This window comes from Acetobacterium wieringae (assembly GCF_023700225.1).
GTDB lineage: Bacteria > Bacillota > Clostridia > Eubacteriales > Eubacteriaceae > Acetobacterium > Acetobacterium wieringae.
In genome coordinates this window covers 1,376,930-1,392,379 of sequence record NZ_CP097897.1, presented here as the reverse complement: position 1 = coordinate 1,392,379, position 15,450 = coordinate 1,376,930, and the positions used below count along the sequence as shown (strand labels likewise).

At 47.1% G+C, this 15,450-nt stretch carries 18 protein-coding genes; 3 read left to right on the top strand and 15 right to left on the bottom strand.

All coding sequences use genetic code 11. The features are described from left to right. Positions 1–291 precede the first annotated feature (291 nt). On the top strand, positions 292–684 hold the full coding sequence (locus CHL1_RS06740; RefSeq protein ID WP_250935515.1) for a hypothetical protein: 393 nt from the start codon (positions 292–294) through the stop codon (positions 682–684). Positions 685–795: 111 nt separating this feature from the next. Here the strand turns inward: CHL1_RS06740 and CHL1_RS06735 are convergent, their stop codons facing one another. Continuing rightward, positions 796–1,986: an MFS transporter gene (locus CHL1_RS06735; protein ID WP_250935513.1), complete on the bottom strand. Its 1,191-nt coding sequence runs from the start codon at positions 1,984–1,986 to the stop codon at positions 796–798. Between the two features lie 568 nt (positions 1,987–2,554). On the opposite strand from CHL1_RS06735, the gene CHL1_RS06725 reads away from it, so the two are divergent. Then, positions 2,555–3,214 carry a TetR/AcrR family transcriptional regulator gene (locus tag CHL1_RS06725; protein ID WP_070372162.1) on the top strand — a complete coding sequence of 220 codons (660 nt, stop codon included), beginning with the start codon at positions 2,555–2,557 and terminating at the stop codon, positions 3,212–3,214. A gap of 71 nt (positions 3,215–3,285) precedes the next feature. Here CHL1_RS06725 and CHL1_RS06720 read toward each other — a convergent pair whose 3' ends face one another. The 3 genes from CHL1_RS06720 to CHL1_RS06710 form a co-directional block, all read right to left on the bottom strand. Next, on the bottom strand, positions 3,286–4,449 hold the full coding sequence (locus tag CHL1_RS06720; protein WP_148637775.1) for an MFS transporter: 1,164 nt from the start codon (positions 4,447–4,449) through the stop codon (positions 3,286–3,288). 156 nt (positions 4,450–4,605) lie between these two features. Continuing rightward, positions 4,606–5,715, bottom strand: coding sequence for a GGDEF domain-containing protein (locus CHL1_RS06715; RefSeq protein WP_148637774.1), 1,110 nt, complete (start codon positions 5,713–5,715; stop codon positions 4,606–4,608). Then, positions 5,700–5,843 (bottom strand): hypothetical protein, encoded by a 144-nt coding sequence (locus CHL1_RS06710; RefSeq protein WP_250935511.1) that lies wholly within the window; start codon positions 5,841–5,843, stop codon positions 5,700–5,702. Before CHL1_RS06710 ends, CHL1_RS06715 begins: the two co-directional genes overlap by 16 nt. 159 nt (positions 5,844–6,002) lie before the next feature. Between CHL1_RS06710 and CHL1_RS06705 the strand changes: the two genes are divergently transcribed. After that, on the top strand, positions 6,003–7,295 hold the full coding sequence (locus tag CHL1_RS06705) for a metallophosphoesterase (RefSeq protein WP_250935509.1): 1,293 nt from the start codon (positions 6,003–6,005) through the stop codon (positions 7,293–7,295). Between the two features lie 176 nt (positions 7,296–7,471). On the opposite strand, the gene CHL1_RS06700 is transcribed toward CHL1_RS06705, so the two are convergent. The 11 genes from CHL1_RS06700 to CHL1_RS06650 form a co-directional block, all read right to left on the bottom strand. After that, positions 7,472–7,636 (bottom strand): hypothetical protein, encoded by a 165-nt coding sequence (locus tag CHL1_RS06700; RefSeq protein ID WP_250935507.1) that lies wholly within the window; start codon positions 7,634–7,636, stop codon positions 7,472–7,474. Between the two features lie 18 nt (positions 7,637–7,654). Continuing rightward, a complete protein-coding gene (locus CHL1_RS06695; protein WP_250935506.1) occupies positions 7,655–9,643 on the bottom strand; it encodes a serine hydrolase domain-containing protein in 1,989 nt (662 codons plus the stop codon). Positions 9,644–9,849: 206 nt separating this feature from the next. Continuing rightward, on the bottom strand, positions 9,850–9,993 hold the full coding sequence (locus CHL1_RS06690) for a hypothetical protein (RefSeq protein WP_250935504.1): 144 nt from the start codon (positions 9,991–9,993) through the stop codon (positions 9,850–9,852). A gap of 9 nt (positions 9,994–10,002) precedes the next feature. After that, a complete protein-coding gene (locus CHL1_RS06685; protein WP_250935503.1) occupies positions 10,003–10,386 on the bottom strand; it encodes a DUF3795 domain-containing protein in 384 nt (127 codons plus the stop codon). Between the two features lie 31 nt (positions 10,387–10,417). Further along, positions 10,418–11,254 (bottom strand): lipase family protein, encoded by an 837-nt coding sequence (locus CHL1_RS06680; RefSeq protein WP_070372167.1) that lies wholly within the window; start codon positions 11,252–11,254, stop codon positions 10,418–10,420. Positions 11,255–11,345: 91 nt separating this feature from the next. Beyond that, the gene (locus CHL1_RS06675; protein ID WP_250935501.1) at positions 11,346–12,548 is read right to left on the bottom strand and encodes a DUF924 family protein; all 1,203 of its coding nucleotides are present in this window, start codon (positions 12,546–12,548) and stop codon (positions 11,346–11,348) included. A 374-nt stretch (positions 12,549–12,922) separates the two neighbouring features. Beyond that, positions 12,923–13,207 carry a hypothetical protein gene (locus CHL1_RS06670; RefSeq protein ID WP_250935499.1) on the bottom strand — a complete coding sequence of 95 codons (285 nt, stop codon included), beginning with the start codon at positions 13,205–13,207 and terminating at the stop codon, positions 12,923–12,925. Between the two features lie 134 nt (positions 13,208–13,341). Further along, positions 13,342–13,869: a DUF2284 domain-containing protein gene (locus tag CHL1_RS06665; RefSeq protein ID WP_250935497.1), complete on the bottom strand. Its 528-nt coding sequence runs from the start codon at positions 13,867–13,869 to the stop codon at positions 13,342–13,344. Positions 13,870–13,974: 105 nt separating this feature from the next. Then, positions 13,975–14,700 carry a GntR family transcriptional regulator gene (locus CHL1_RS06660; protein WP_070372169.1) on the bottom strand — a complete coding sequence of 242 codons (726 nt, stop codon included), beginning with the start codon at positions 14,698–14,700 and terminating at the stop codon, positions 13,975–13,977. Beyond that, on the bottom strand, positions 14,697–15,152 hold the full coding sequence (locus CHL1_RS06655) for a cobalamin B12-binding domain-containing protein (protein WP_250935488.1): 456 nt from the start codon (positions 15,150–15,152) through the stop codon (positions 14,697–14,699). Before CHL1_RS06655 ends, CHL1_RS06660 begins: the two co-directional genes overlap by 4 nt. After that, the gene (locus CHL1_RS06650; protein WP_250935486.1) at positions 15,061–15,345 is read right to left on the bottom strand and encodes a B12-binding domain-containing protein; all 285 of its coding nucleotides are present in this window, start codon (positions 15,343–15,345) and stop codon (positions 15,061–15,063) included. Before CHL1_RS06650 ends, CHL1_RS06655 begins: the two co-directional genes overlap by 92 nt. Positions 15,346–15,450: the final 105 nt, after the last annotated feature.

Below are 15,450 nucleotides of genomic sequence, written 5' to 3'. Positions count from 1 at the left end.
AATGGTTCTTTTGTTTATGCCTTATCGCTAACCACTTTGCTCGCCAATAATCTGGCGTACTTAATTTTTTTGCAACACATTCTGGTTGCCGCTTAAATCTTCATAAAATCGTAATCTGTTGTTAACATAAAGTTCATATTCATCTGCTATTATTAAGATAATCAATCAAGCAAATAAACAATTCGGTGTTGCTGATGATTGATGAAATAAACCCAAATTGGCCGTTGGCCGATCAGTGCATCCCTTAACCTGATCGACCAATCGCTTAATCAAATATTTTAGGAGAATACTATGAACCAATTAACTTTAAATAACACTTTTACCTTGTCCGATCTGGAAAAGACAATGACCAAAGTCGCTCAGTATATTAACCCCGCCCAGCTTAAGTACGTTTTTGAACAACCCCAGAAAACATGCCTGAAGTTTTTGAAGAGCATCTGGTCAGATATCAACATCGAAAACCACTGTAATTTGACCAGTATCGATTTTAGTCAGGTTCACAAATCGGCGGATATTGAGATTCCCGAAACCCTCGACAAACAGTGCCGGGTATGTCTCAATACCAGCAAAAATAAACTATCAACCTATGAGCAGCTGTTTCTTTCCAACTACAATCTGGCCATGAATGACTTTGCCGACGACACCATTAAGGGTACCTATTCCGGCTACAATCACTATTTATAAACGCCTTGATCCAGGCGTTTGATACGATCTTCAACGACTTTAAAAGAGCCACCCATTTCATAATCGAAATGAGTGGCTCTTATTTGACTCAGCTAATTGTTTTGACTTGTCTCAGGACTGTTGCGGTGCCTCAGGCATTGGTGCCCCACCTTTTAATGGATTGACAATCATGAAGATCACAAAGAATAAGGTTGCCACAACGACACTCACGGCAATTGGCGCTGTTACCGCATCACCGGTAATACCCGCAATGGCACCAATCCAATAGGTTGACAGGAAACCGAAGAGGTTCATCCCGGCCATAAAGAAGGATACTCCCAAAGCCATCTGCGATGGTTTAACAGTCATCGAGATCAGCATCATACTGGCAGGAATCAACGTTGACATGGCAAATCCTTCAATGAAAACACCGACTGACAGCAGCGCAATATTGCTGGCAAAAACAACCAGGGCGAAACCGATCGCTGCCAGGGCATAACCAACCGCCATGATAAAGCGGCCGGAGATTTTAAACACTTTGCCAAAAACTGAACCAGCGACCATGCCGCCAATCGTCAGAAGGGCCAGAACAATACCGGCGGTGGCAGTCGTACCCATACCACGTTCAACAATCAAAGTCGACATGTTAACCAGCATCGGATAAACTGACAGGGTATAGATCCCATATACCAGAACGATAATAAACAATTTAACCGGCAGTTTTTCTTTAGGTGCTTTCTGGGTTTCCGCGGTAACCGGTGCTTGCGCAGGCTCTGGCAGGAAAAAAATAACCAGCAGTAGTGAGATTATACCCAGCGCATGAGGCAGGAAGCTGTAATTCCATCCAATCCCGGCAAAATAGCCGCCCATAAATTGAAGTACCATCCCGCCGATATTCATGGCCAGGGTGACCATACCCGTCATGGTTGCGACCTTATCGCCTTCATAAACACCCATAACCAGTGAATTGGCCAGTGGTGACATGATCCCCAGACCGATCCCAAAGACGGCCCGCTCAATCAGGATAACGGAGAAGTCGGTGGCAAAATAGGGGGCGACCCCACCGAGGACGAAGAGTGTCATCCCCAGTACTGCCAGGGTTCGGTATTTAACCTTGCTACCAGCGACCGACCCAGCAATCAGGGTTGCGGGAATTACGGTTAATGAGGGCAGTGTTGATACCAGCAAAAGCGTGGTAATCGGAAGATCTGAGAATTGTACAAAAATTGCATTCAGAGCCGGAGTAATGGTTCCGACACCCATTCCGAAAAACGCCATGGCCAAAATTGTAAAGGTAGAGATTGGTTTTACTTGTTGTTTCATTTTTTTCCTCCTTTTAATTTTATTTGTGATTCAAGTGATTAAAAAAACCACAAATTTACGTGTTTACGATTTCCGTGATGTCAACTTGACTGAAATCTATTTTGTCGGTGAACGTTATGCTGTTACCAGTTCTTTTTCTTTTGCAGCGGCACTGTCAGCATCCGGAGCGTAACCATCAGCACCAACGTCAACAGCCTCTTCCGGTGTAACCGGGGCACACCCACAATCACCTTAACATCTCCCTTCCTCCCGTTAAATGAATTCAATGTTCTTACGAAATAAGCAGATCTGAATAATTTTGGCCGTTTTTATAACAATCTAATCATTTCTGTCGAAACGCATAATAACGGCTTCCATCTCATGTTAATGATGTTTTTATAAGACTTACCGTCCCAGATCGTTTGATTTAACCGGTTCAATAAATGTATTGTAATCGGTTTTTTACGAAAAGTCAATACATTTTACATTTATTTAATTTTAACTGGTTAAATATAATTTATTTGCATCTATTTATTAAAAGTGTTAAAATAAAATGATACCCCAAAATACCATTATGAAAGAGATGACCATGAATAACCAAAAAGAACAGATCCTCCAGGTAGCCAGCCAGTTATTTTATGAACAGGGCTATAAAAAAACCTATCTGGATCAGATTGCCGCAATCTGTGAAATTACCAAGCCCCTGATTTCCTATTACTATAAATCGAAATCCAGTCTGGCCCGGGCCGTCAGCGATACCTTTCTCTTTGAACTTAAGAATAAAGTGGCTCTGAAACTTTATACCGACTATTTTAAAGAACGAAAAGCAGATCTGCAGGTCAGCACCGCCGTAGAAATTCGGCTCTATAACCAGATGTTTCTGGCCGATCCCAAAGCGATGCGCTTTTTAAAAGAATTAGCCGATGACAAATATGAAGATCTCTTCAGTCAGGAAAGTATCCGCCTCTATAAAATCCATGATCGCCGTTATCATCTGAACGTTAATGCCGATACGGATGAACTGGCAATGATTGCCAATGCAGCCAGAGGTGCCTCTTTTTCCGTTTTGTGGGCCTATGACCGGGGCGAATTTAATTGTACCCAGGAAGACTGTCTGGATTATATCGCACGGCTCAATTTTGTCCTGATGAATGTAGATAAAGAACGTATCGATGCCATTCTGGCCGAAAGTAAAGAAGTGCTCAAACAGGTGCCCTTTACCTTTAAACCTTATTTCCAAATTGAATAATGTTACACAACAAAAACCTCCTGGATTAACAATCAAATCCAGGAGGTTTTTATGGTCACTATGAACGTTACTTAGGCTTCTTTTTTATCCATGATCGCATTGCCAACAAACGACATCAATCCCACTGCCGCCAGCCCGACAGCCGCCAGCAAAAACTTGATCTCAATGCCACCGCCAGTCAGATTGGCCACCCCATTGGACAGAATCGGCGAGACAAAAATGCCGACACTAGTGGATGCCGTGACGACGGCAATGGCCAGCGAACTGATGGAGGGATGGACGGCGTTGGCGGCCTGAAAGGTTCCCGCCGGATTAATGGTAGCCAGACAAAAACCACAGCACATGGCACCAATAAACAGCGATGGCAGACTACCCAGCATAAAGATTAACAGCATCCCCAAACCGCCAACCAGTAAGGATACCGGAATAACCAGTTTTTTAAGTACCCGCTGCATCCGGCCAAACAAAATTCCGGTGAGCATTCCGGCAGCTGACATGGCGGTGTTGATCAGTCCACTGGTAGAAGCATCCCCCAACCCATTCCCGACCACAAACATGGCCACATTGGTTTGAAACACAAAAAGGAAAACCCCAAACAAAAACATGGTCAGCGCCGTAAAATAGACCCGGCCATTCAGCCTGGCACTTTTTTCCTGATGGGTGTCGGCAGTATGTGCCGGAGCATGATCCCGGGGCAGATTTTTCATGACAATCACAATGACCGGTATAAAAACCAGATAAACCAGATAGGACATCTGCCAGGAAATTCCGGCCAGCATCCCCGAGCTAAACAGCAGCACCATGCTACCACCATTTACAAAGGCTGATTGCAGCCCCATCAACGCACCACTTTCCTCGGCCACAAAATAATCGGCAATCAGGGCCATCGACATGGTCGAGTTCATCCCCTGAGCGATCCCCAGCAGCAAACTGCAAGCCAAGAGTACATAAATACTGGTTGACCCGAACAGCAGAGCAATCATCCCGCCAGCCAGGCCGCAGACCAGACCAAAAATGACCAGGCTTTTCTTGGGCAGTCGCAACGACAAGGGCCCTGATGCAAAGGCAAACACCAGGCCCATCAAGGCGGGAATGGTCAATACCATAGAAATCAGGGATGGATCGACCCCCACAAAGTAGGCCTGAATATCGGCCAGAATGGCTGAAGCAGTCATCGATATCATCAATAGTGATGATATCGACAAAATCGCAATTTTAATTCTTTTCTTTTCCAAGACGCTCTCCTACACTCTTTTCTTTTTATCCGCAGCTTTTTATTCTCGCAAATTAAATTAAGAATCTAAAAACTTTACCGGTTAAATTTAGTGTATTATATTACATCCTGATTTTTGTGTCAACGCTTTCAGCACCAAGACGGCAATAAAGTTCGTTCAGACCTCATTCTGCCGGGCTCTTGCCACTTCCTGACGCAGTTTTTCATCCAGTGCTTCATAGCTGACCACCTGATTACGACCCTGTCGCTTGGCAACATAAAGGGCACTGTCAGCTTGCTTAATGGTCTCAAAGCAGTCACCCCCGGCATAGATGGCCACCCCTAAGGAAATGGTAATGGCACAAACACCATTGACCGATTTTTCCACCGACTTGCGAATCCGCTCCGCCACCGCCATCGCCTGATCAGCCGGACAGTCAAACAGAATCACCACAAATTCTTCGCCGCCCCAACGCATCACCATATCCGGCCCCCGCAAACTGTTACGGATACAGTCCGCCACAAACTGCAAAATTCGATCTCCCTCGTCATGGCCGTAGCGGTCATTGACCAGTTTGAAATGATCAATATCCATAATCAGGATTGCAATGGCGTCACTCAAAAAGGTCAGATCATGACCTTCTCCCATAATCTTGTGTAACTGACGGCGGTTGAAGACCTGGGTTAAGGGATCGTGAAAAAGGGCAAATTCCAGCTTGCGCTGGGTGATGTAGTGGTCGTAATAAAAACCTGCAATGATAAAATCAACCAGACAGAGCAGCACAATGACCTGGATATTAAAGGTCAAAATGGCATTGATGTTTTCAAAATGATAGAGATGATCTGCCAGCAAAATATCCCCGATCAGCCCCAGCTGGCCAATGATAGCCACAAATGGCGGTGCCGCAAAAGAGACCAGTAGTAGCACCAGACTCATGATCAGAAAGCCCTCATTGACATAGGACTGATCCGCCAGATACGACCCCGCCCAGATGTTGCCCCAGATCATCGCATGAACCATCAGGTAGGTCAGTATCCCCATAATTTTGTAGTTGTTAATTTTCTGATAGGCCCAAAAAACAACCAACATCGGCACCACCACCGAGCTGCGAATCAGGAAAGAACGCCCCAATGCCGCCCCATCAACCTGCCAGTCGGCCACAAACAGAATCAGAAACATAAAGGCCGAGGCAAACAATACTCCCAAATTGAACCGTTTGTAATAATCGTACTTGGCCTGATAAAAATCATCCCGGGCCTTACCCTCTAGTTTTAAAAATCCTCCCATTGTGTTACTCCGCCTTCCTTGATGTCTGCCATTATGGCATTGTAAAACGCACCTTTATCCGTATTATAGCGCAACAGCCAAACAAGGGCTACTGCTTTTACGGCTTTTCTCTTTAATTCCGGTGACATGATCGTAAACAACCTGGCTCGATATAACAATCAATGACTTTTCAACTGTTCCCATTTCTGTTATAATTCAACAAACAATTGCGTATTTTTCGCTGCCGGGGTTTATATTTTAAGAGCAATGAGCGAAGAGGATGCAAAATAAAAAAGGGAGAATTCTTTATGAAATCATTAAAGTCCGGACTGTTACTGTCCCTTGTTCCTGTGCTGATTGTGTCACTGGTCGCCTGTGCCGCCAAACCCACTAATCAGACTGATTCGCTGCCCCTCTGGGAGAATGATGCCGCCCATACCGCCAGCCGGGTTGTCGTCATCAGCGATCTCCATCTGGGGATTGATGACAGCTTTTCTGAAACAACCAAAAACAAAGCGGCGCTGGTGTCCTTTCTGGGACAATTAAACAGCAGCGAGATTGATGAACTGGTCATTGATGGCGACCTTTTTGATCAGTGGTTTGTTCCGGTAAGCTATACCGGCCCCACCGAACTGAAGGCCTTCTTTAAAAAAGTTGCCGAAAATAATGCTGAGATCGTTGCTGCCCTCGAAACACTGATCAAGAGCGGCGTCACGGTGACCTATGTTCCCGGCAATCACGACCTGCTGTTAACCGATGAACTGCTGGCCGAACTGATCCCCGGGATTAAACAGATCCGGGATGTGGCTGGTCTTGGCACCTATCGAACCGGCGCCCGTTCGGAAATTGTCATTGAGCATGGCCACCGCTATAACACCTTCTGTGCCCCGGATACCCTGTCCAATAAAGAATTCACCGGTTCTTATCCCTCGATTCTGCCACCAGGCTATTTCTTTACCCGGGTCGCTGCCACCTCGGTAGCCGAAGGTAAGTCCGCTCCCCAGCTTACGCTGCCCGAGGTAGCAAAACCAGCATCTGATAACATTGATCAGCTGGGTGCCTATGCCTATTACCAGACCTGGGCTGGTACCATCGAAACCTTCCCGATCAACGCCGGTTTTACTGAGCCGGTTATCAACCTTGATGTCGATGGCTACAACGACAGCTTTGCCCTTTCCGATTTGCTGCCAACGCTTCAGGCTGACGGCACCATCAGTGCCGCTTTATACGCCAACGTTCAACGACGCTGGGATGCCCTCCAGGATGCCAACGGCGTTGCCGTCAAACTCCCCTATGCCGAAGCTACTGCCCGGGCTCAGGATCCCACCTTCTGTGATGAGCAGGCGGTGACCCAGTATTTCAATGTCGATCCTACGGTTGATATCGTTGTCTTTGGACACACCCATGTGCCGGTGTACAACACCTTTAGCCAAGGGTACAACCGGGAGAAAACCTATGTTAACAGCGGCACCTGGATTGATAAAAATCTGCTGGGGGCCGATATGACCTTTGTGGTGATTGAATCCGGTAAAGATACCTCAGCCGTTCGTCTGATGCAATATGCTGCCGATGGGACGATTACCGATATCAGCCAGCCGTAAACTGGTTACTTTAGATCGGCAGCGTATCGTTTTAAGCCCCGGGGTTAAAACGATACAGCCAGTGAATAAAAACCGCCCATGGCGCGCAAAGCAGCACCATGGGCGGTTTTAATTAATTATCATTTGTTGCGGCGTTTTTGATGTCCCAGCTCCTAAGAAAAACCGTTCATGCTCAGTTAATATTTGTCCCCCTCATCCAGGATAATCCTCGGTTTGGTCAATTGATGGGAAACTGTTGCCTGTGTATCCGGAGGATTTACCGAAGCCGGTTGACTGATCCGGTTGGCATTTTGGGCATTCTTCCTGGTTTCTTCCGCGACTTCATCCCTTGTGATTTGCAATTTTATCCCCACTGCTCTTTAAACGCCGTAGTCATAAGGGAATCTTGCACCTACCGCACCAATAAACATCACATAGGAACCGGCCGTTACCGGGACATCTTTAATCTCACCGTAGAGCGTATCATAGACAACTGCTAACGTTGGATCATAGATGATCAGACGACTATTCTCGGGTAAGCTGATTCCGAAGCGGCCATCAGCATCCAGCCGCCTGATGATGTTTTCACCGCTTTTGTCAATGCTGATTGTCTCACCCTTTTGAAGACTGGGAATCTCAGCGACATCAATTAAGGTATGGCTCATCGCTGTCAACGTCGTTTTACCGTTTTCTGTTGTGATGATCGGTTCACAAAGATCCCGGGCATAGGCCAGATTCATAAAGCCGCTATTTTGATCTTTCAGGGGATAGGGGGTATAACTGCCGTCACTGCCGAAATAAATCGTCCCGGGGAGTTCCGGAATACTCCCGGTTGATGCCGAGAATACGGTAAAATCGGTGGCACTGAGACTTACCGGCAGCCAGCTCTTGCCTTCAAAACGGCTGGTGTCAATGGGATTATTGGCCTTGATGTCCTCGCCGATCACCGTCCCATAGGTGGTGTGAGCCGTCGACTGGAGCAACAGTTTTTTACCAAAGCCTTCCGAAAATGACAACCACTGATCATAATCCATATCAAAATAACCATCTCCCAGATAGGGATAGGTTGCCGCAGTCACAAAGGACTGACCATCAAATTGCTGATAAACCAAGGCGTTTGTCTGCTGATCAAAGTCAATTTTGATGATACTGCCACTGGCCCCATAGTAGCCGGCAAAACCGAGTATGTCATTGGGAATGGCTGTCGGGGTGATGGTTTTGGCAGTGGCCTCAGCCGCCGGAATGATCCCTTTTTCTTCCAGCAGCGCCTGGGTAATCTTATCGGCAATCCCGGCGACATTGGCGGTACCGGCAAAAATCAGAGCGATCGAAAGATCGGCCTCGGGGATCAGATAAAGTTGGGACGCATACTGTAAGGTCGCCCCGTTTTTACCAACCACCGTGACCCTCTGTTCGGCAAAGGTCGGCACCGCCACCATATCCCAACCCAGACCGTAGTTATCAATGGGCATTCCCGAGGGCATCGTTTCGGGACCATACTGGGGACTGGTGTACTCCTTAAAGGACGCCGCGCTGAGTAGTTTGCCACTAAGCAGACCATTGCCAAAACGGCACAAATCGGCGGCGGTGGAGGAAATCCCCCCGGTTCCCAGCAGATTGATAATTTCTGGCGGCAGGGCAGTGCCATCATCGTTATTATACTTTAAAGCAACATTTTCATTGCCGTCCTGAAAGGAACAAGTGCTGTCATCCATACCAGCTTTTGAAAAGAAATGGCGTTCAAGATAATCGGCATAGCGTTGGCCGGAAATTTTTTCAATCAGCACCTCTGCCAGAGTAAACCCATCATTACAGTAAACACTGACCAGCCCGGGATCATCCTTTAACTGGCTGTTAGCCAGATAGGCCATGAAGTTCGTCAAAAAATCGGGATCTTTTTCTGTTGCAAAGCCGTTTGCGAGCATCGTTCCCGGCAGACCCGAGGTGTGATTGAGCAGCATCCGCACGGTGATCTGACGATAGCGGTCATCCTTCATGGTAAATTCCGGCAGGTAATCGACCACTGGTTTGTCGAGCTCCAGCTGCCCGGATTCCACCAGCTGCATGATCGCTGCTGCGGTAAAGACCTTGCTGACAGAACCAATATTATATTGGGTATGGGCATCAACATCTTTGGCTGCCAGGCGATTGGCCTTGGAAAAACCTTCTTCATAAACAATTTTGCCATTTTCCATAATCGCAATGGTCGCACTGGCAGCCCCCCGACCGCTGATTTCTTTCCAGATTTCAGTCCGGGCGGTGGCAATGGTTTTTTCATAGGTCTGGTTCTGGGCTGAATGATTAACACATCCTGAAAACAGAACAAGCAATAAACCAAGGACAACAACAGCCAAGCTTTTTTTCATCATCTTAACCTCCTGTAAAGTCAAACGGGCGTGACTTTCATTTTGACCTTATAAACATACCCCCTGAGATTATTTTAAGCAGGCATTCCCATTTTTATTGGCTAGTAATAAATGGGGTGCCCATATTTCCATATTGATGTAACTGTCGGTAAAATAACATCAATATGGGCTTTTGTAGCAATGGAGAATTGGGCAAACTGAATCGGCTCTTAAAGCTGTCGGGCCAACAGCTCCAATTGATCCTCGATGGCGGTCAGAGGCGCTTCGGTTATAAAGGTCATGACATTACTGCGGGAGTGATAAAGACTGAAATTGGTGGCATGCCACCAATCTGGAAGAATATCAATAGACATCGCTATTCTCTATCCTTTTTTACTTAAATTGATGTGCTTTTTGAAAAAGGCTTTTTCCAGCACAGCGTATTCCTGATCATTGCAAATTTCCTGACAGATGGTTTTGTATTTTCGGGATTTTGTCAGCATCGCTTCAATCTTCTGACAGGGGTACTCTACACACTGCTGGCAGTGTCTGACCCCATGTTCCCAGGTACAGTCGATGAGACCGTAGGCACATTGTTTGTCGGGATTGCAACCCGGACATTTCATTTCCGCGGCTGGAACCACCCGGTCCCGCCATCCCAGGTAATGCCACAGTTCGGCCACCTGCTTCAGTTCTTCTTCGGTATCAGCATTGAAGCGGGGACAATAGGTACAATTATCACCGCATAAGGTAATTCGATCCTGCATGTGTTTTTCCCTTCCTTTTTAAAGCCTTATCCTAATTATTAGCCATTGCCGCAGCCAATGCCGACAAGTCAATGGCCTCCGGACCAAAACCCGGGCTGCTGCTTTGCAGTTGCCGGAAATAATTGTGATCCTGTTCGCCCAGCTTCTGGAAATAATAATTGATCCGATGATTTAAAAACAGATTGTTCATCTGGAAAGCAATCGGCACTGCAACATCCACGTGCTCATAAACCAGACCGGTTTCGGTAAAGGGCGGCGGATATTCGGCTGCTGGCAGGGTTGGGATAAAATCATGGACATTATAAATCCGGAAACTGTTTTTAACCTGAGCCTTGTAAGCCGCTGCAAAATCCCGATCACCCGGTCTGCCAGCGGCATAAGTATAGGCAATGATGGCCTTTCGGTTGCTATTGACAGCCAAGTCCAGGGCCGCCATAATGGCCAGATCACCACCCAGACTATGGCCGGTGATATAGAATTTTTTGTCCTGAGGCAATTGGCTGAGCTGGTCAAGCACTTCCTCCCGGAGTGACTGATAGATCCGGGTGATCCCCCGGTGACAGAGTCCGGCATTTTTTACATAAGGAAAGGGAATCTGAAAAAGATCCAGATCAGAATCCAGGTTGGGGGTTGAATCGGTTCCCCGAAAAGCCAGCACTAAGGAGTCTTTCGACTCCGCAATATAACCAAAATTCTCTTGCGTTTTTTCCGTCACGCCAGCCATCCCCTTAAATGAAGATCGCAGTTCAAAACCAACTGGCAGCACCAGTTGCTGTTGATCATAAAAAAGGTAGGTCTGGTAACAAAAACCGGCCATTAAAATCGCATCCTGATTACTGTAAATTTCAGGTAAATCGCATTGCTTCATAAATATTCTCCATTCCGCCGCTATTTTTCGCAGCATCGTAATTGTCAAAATGGCCTGGAATTAGTGCCATCTATTTTTGTCATTGGCTAAATCACAGCGGGGTGCGACCGCTGCTAATAGCTGATCCGCTAAAGCGCCTAAAAACTGCTGCCTGGTTGTTTGAGGAAGGCCATTTCAGCCGCTGTAGACTCCCGTTTAAGGACCTCATTGCGATGGGGATAACGACCAAACTGAGCAATGATCTGCTGATGCCGGATTTCATATTCCAGAGTTTCGGGATCGCCCAGGGCTTCAAAGAGCGCGGCAGCCCCAGCTGATGAATGCCAGCCGACTCCGAATGCATAAAGGGCATCAGCACAAACCGCTGCCGGAGCGGATCCAGTCGCTGATAATCCGGATGGCGGACGGCTTCCTGGGCCAGCGTCAGGGCCATGGCATCCTGGGCAAAGGCCCTGGAATCGTCACGGTTTAAGTTTCTGGAAAACTGATCCAGCAGGATAATCTCGGCCAGCCGTCCCTCGATGGTGTCCCGCCAGTCCGCTAAAAGACCCTTACCAGCCGCCACCCAACAATCGTAAAACTGCCTTCTGATCACCATATCGAAGGCCTCATTTTTCAAAAACCAGTAGGGCTGATTGGCGGGGTCAAACCAGAAATCCAGCACCGCTTTGGCCTCAGGCTGAAGGTCTGCCGAAGACCCTGAAAAAACCTGACCAAGAATCTCCACTTTCAGGCTGACACAGGCCTGATAAAGAGCTTTCGCTTCAGTCTGATAGCGGCTTTGATAGGCGCGATCACCAATCAGCATCAGATTGACATCAATGCCTGACTTGGATGCTGCTGCTGCCGCCTCAGCCAGATAGGCCCCGCCAACCAAATCCCCCAGCACTCTGGAAAAACTGCCTTTGATCACTTTTTCAATCTGCCTGAGGAGGCGGTGACAGTGCCTGAGAATCGCCATGAAGGGCTCGGTGGCGCCTTTCATGGCCGTTTCATAAGCTTCCCGGTCAGTGGCTTTATTTTTGGCGGCGGTGATCACCCGGCCATAAGCGGCCATATCCACATCAGCCAAGTTTAAACCAGCCTGACGAAGCTCGGCCGCCAGGGCAATGGATTCTGCCAGCAGCGGATTATCGCCGTTTTTTCTGAGACTGCCATCACAAGACATTTCCAGCAGGGCTGCTGCCATGGCCACGGCCGTTGCCGCCGCACTCCCGGCTGCTGGCCCCGGGAAATCACACACTGCCATTTTTTTCAGATAATCGTCGACTGTTAACTCGCTTATTTTATACATCTTTTTCTCCCCTCGCTCGTAACCTGAGCGTTATCCTTTTGAATCCCTTCGCCAGATTTGCGCACTGTCGAGCTTTATAACGTTTAACAAAATTTAATTCTTATTATATCACGGTCGCAGTATTTTGTAACGAACCGGACATCAAAATCTGACGGGGCTGGATAATAAGTCAAGTGTGTCATTTTTTCTTATTTTCATCCCAACTGTGTTACCATGGTAACAGCTTTTCTTATTTATATCGATTATACTAAATCATATCATGAACAAAGCTGAGCCACTGATCCTTCAAACCACCTCATCATCAAACGATCACAAAAAAGCAAGAAAGACCCGGTTAAACCAGATCTTTCTTGCTTTTTCGTAATCAAATATTCTTATTTTTCCTGAATAATGACTACCGCATTATAGACAATTGTTCTTTTTCCGTTTAAATCGAACAAAACTTTATTGCCGTACTCATTATCCTCAATATCCACTTTTCCATCATATTCGGCTAGTAGTGTCCCATTTTCAGAATATACGGAAATATGACGGTCGAGTCCGCCGACCCATTCTGATTGGGTCGTTTTGATGTCGCGTCCCATCGATTCACAACCGGCAAAGATGACCAGACCCAGGGCTAAGACAAGGCCCAAAAGAATTGCTTTTGATTTACTCATAGTTTTTCCTCCATCCTTTTACTAGGCTTATCATCGCATGGTTTTTTAGTTTTATCAATCATTTTCGTCGTCAGCCTGACGGCTCAGGGCCTCTACAAAAGACTGGGGCGTGATCCCGCCAGTCAAAGTTCCCGCTACCGATACAAAACCAGGCCGAAATAGGTCACCTTGTCGGCGCCGTTATTATACTTCATCCCCAGATCCCGACTCAGTCCCACCACATCAATTCCGGCCGCTTCCAGCGAGGGAATGGCCTGATCCGGGAACCGACAGGGTTTGTCATCGAGGATGGCACATTTTTTACAGATACCGCAGGTTCCGCCGTTTAAAAAAAGACAATCCTGATGATCGGCTTTAGCTTGCCGGTTAATATCCTGAATGATCTCCCGAAAGGCCATCCCGGCAGCCAGCATCCCCTGGTAATCGTTTCGGGACATCACCGGATAGGCTTTGGAAAAGACCAGTCCCTGGTCGTAGCTGGCAATCAGCTGGCGGTAATAATCAAGATCGCCCACTGCTGGCGGACACATGTGGTTTTTGCCGTAAAACCCGCAGTAATTGTCGGCACAGCGATCCCGGACCTCTTCAGTGATCTGAATGTCACCCCGATCTCTCAGTGCTGCAATTTCAGTAAATTCACCCTGTTTAAGATATTCTTTCATTTCATTTCTCCTGATTCGATTCTAAATTACTGCCGTATTTGCCGCATTTAAAGCGTAGGCCAGGCTACTGGCCAGCATGTGGCCGCAGCCAGTTGCTGATACTGCCTAAAATATCCGTTTGTCTTCGCTGTCTTTGGGAGTAGCCGCCTTGATGCTCAAGTATCGGGGACTCACATAAAACCAGGCATACTGCAACATTTGCTGGGTCGCCTCATTGCGAATCAGCTCCGTGATTTCAAAGACCGGTTCATTTTGCCCCAGATTCAGGGTTTCCCGGACTTCGTCACTAGGCATAACCACGGTGATGTCAAGGGATTTATCCAGCACGAAGGCCAGCTTTTCTTCCACCGGCTTCATATAATTGGCAAATTTCAGCATGTCTTCAATAACCGGCTGGTGATGAACGTAGGGCAGGTAAATAATCTCCATGGCAATTTCCCGGTCATCCGAATAGAGTATCCGCTTAACTTCCACCGCTTTCTGATTGTCCTCCAGCTTCAAAATCCGGTCGATCTGTTTGGCTGGCAGCAGCACCTTAACCGAAATCAGCTTGACATTGTCAATGTGGATATTGAGGCCATCGTACTTGTTGAACTTGAACTGAAAAATATCCACTTCCGGCTTACAGACAAAATTACCCTTGCCGGGAACCGAATAAATATAACCTTCGTTGGAAAGCAGTGACAGGCTTTTGCGGATGGTCATCCGACTGGCCGAATATTCCTGCATCAGGGCTGTTTCGGAATTGAGCATGTCACCCGGTTTGAGCTGACTTTTTAAAATTTTGTCTTTTAAACTGGCCACGATCGCCAGATACAAAACATCACTCATACCTCCATCGCTCCCTTTTTCGCCTTCAGGTAGACCTCACAATACTGGATGCCCTCATAGAAGTTATTGGTCATGAAATCAATCTGCGGAATTTTGACATAATCCTGATTGACCACCGCTCCGCCCAACAAAAACCGACGATTGGCAAGCAGGTTTTCCGCTTCCAGGGCCTTGCCCAACTCCTGCAGATAGGGGATCGAATTAGTCATGACGCAGCTGACGGCAATGATATCCGGCTGATGCCGTTTGACTGCTTCCACAAATTTTGACACCCGCACATCGACCCCCAGATCGATAACGTGAATACTCCGGTTTTCCAGGGCATCGATCATCAGATCCTTGCCAATGTCGTGGATGTCGTCAAAAATCGTTCCAAACAGAACCGTGCCCAGCGATTTGTCTGCTGGACCGGTCCCCTGCTTGAGATTCGCCGCCAAAAATATTTTTGGCAATCATCCCCGAAACAATCAGATCGGCAATATAACATTCACCATTTTCATACTTCTTTCCGATTTCAGCCAGACCTTCCATCACCAGATCATATAGCTCCTGGACGGCAATCCCCTCTTTGATCAGTTGGTCAGCCAGCTCTTCGGCCTCATTTAGTTTTAAGTCGGCAATCAGTTCAATCAGTTTTTCCTTCATTTCTTCCCCTCAACGCTTCTGTTCCACTTTGTATTCATGATTATATCACATTTACTTTTATCAGCCTACCGGCATTTGCTGGCCCGCTTAAGCAGTTTGGCCCTC